Origin of the sequence: Kitasatospora sp. MY 5-36, assembly GCF_001182915.1 — a bacterium.
In the GTDB taxonomy this organism is placed as follows: Bacteria; Actinomycetota; Actinomycetes; order Streptomycetales; family Streptomycetaceae; genus Kitasatospora.
This window is the reverse complement of record NZ_LFVW01001279.1, coordinates 1-1,050: the sequence shown is the minus strand read 5'-3', so window position 1 is coordinate 1,050 and position 1,050 is coordinate 1. Positions and strand designations below refer to the sequence as shown.

The window sequence follows — 1,050 nt, the reverse complement described above, 5'->3', positions numbered from 1 at the left end:
CGCACCCGCCGCCGCGCCGGCCGACGCGGCCCCCGGGCCCCTCCTCGCGGCCGTCTGACGGCCCCACAGACCATCTGGCGCGGGTGGAAGGGCCCCGCCGCCCCCTCGGGCAAGGGGCGGCGGGGCCCGGCCCCCCACCGGCGGGAATCCCCGCCCGCCCGGCACGGTTGCCACCGATGGCCCACGAACGGACCCCCGTTCCACCCGGGCCCACGACGCACCGTCACGAGAGGGGCAGCACATGAGGATCGGCGACATCGAGGTCCTGGCGGTCATGGACGGAGAAGGCACCGAGACCGCCGCCGAGATCCTCACCCGCCCCGGCACCGACGACCCCTGGGCCTGCCATCAGCACCACCGCGACCCCGACGGCACCCTCCACCTGCCCCTCGGCGGCTTCCTGGTCCGCAGCGGGGAGCGGACTGTCCTGGTCGACGCCGGAGTCGGGCCCCGGGACGTCGGCCGCTACCACGGCGGCGCCCTGCTCGACTCGCTCGCCGCCCAAGGTGTCACCCCCGCCGACGTCACCGACGTGCTCTTCACCCACCTGCACTTCGACCACGTCGGCTGGGCCGCCGTCGACGGCCGGCCGGTCTTCCCGAACGCCGTCTACCGCGCCCACCGCGCCGACTGGCAGCACTTCGTCACCGGACCGGACGCCGACCCCGAAGCCGTCGCCACACTCACCCCCGTCGAAGCCCGACTCGAGCTCTTCGACACCGACTTCACCATCGCCCCCGGCATCGACGCCCTCCACGTGCCCGGCCACACCCCCGGCACCACCGCCTACGTCCTGTCCTCCGGCGGCCGCCGCGCCCTGCTGCTCGGCGACATCGCCCACTCCGTCGTCCAGTTCGGCGAACGCGACTGGCAGGTGATCTGGGACATCGACCCGCAGGCCGCCTCCGCGGCGCGCAACCGCATCGCCGACGAAGCCGCCGACACCGACGACCTCCTCGTCGCCGCCCACTTCCCCGGCATGCGCTTCGGCCGCATCCTCGCCGCCGACGGCCACCGCCGCTTCGTCGCCGTCTGACACACCACCCGCCC

At 75.2% G+C, this 1,050-nt stretch carries 1 protein-coding gene; it reads left to right on the top strand.

Annotated elements, in window-relative coordinates; all coding sequences use genetic code 11:
- Positions 1-241: 241 nt before the first annotated feature.
- Positions 242-1,036 (top strand): MBL fold metallo-hydrolase, encoded by a 795-nt coding sequence (locus AE652_RS41950; RefSeq protein WP_049661377.1) that lies wholly within the window; start codon positions 242-244, stop codon positions 1,034-1,036.
- Positions 1,037-1,050 lie beyond the last annotated feature (14 nt).

Excerpts from the sequence above, each read along its gene's own strand:
- AE652_RS41950 (WP_049661377.1), top strand. The coding sequence starts at position 242 with ATGAGGATCGGCGACATCGAGGTCCTGGCGGTCATGGACGGAGAAGGC.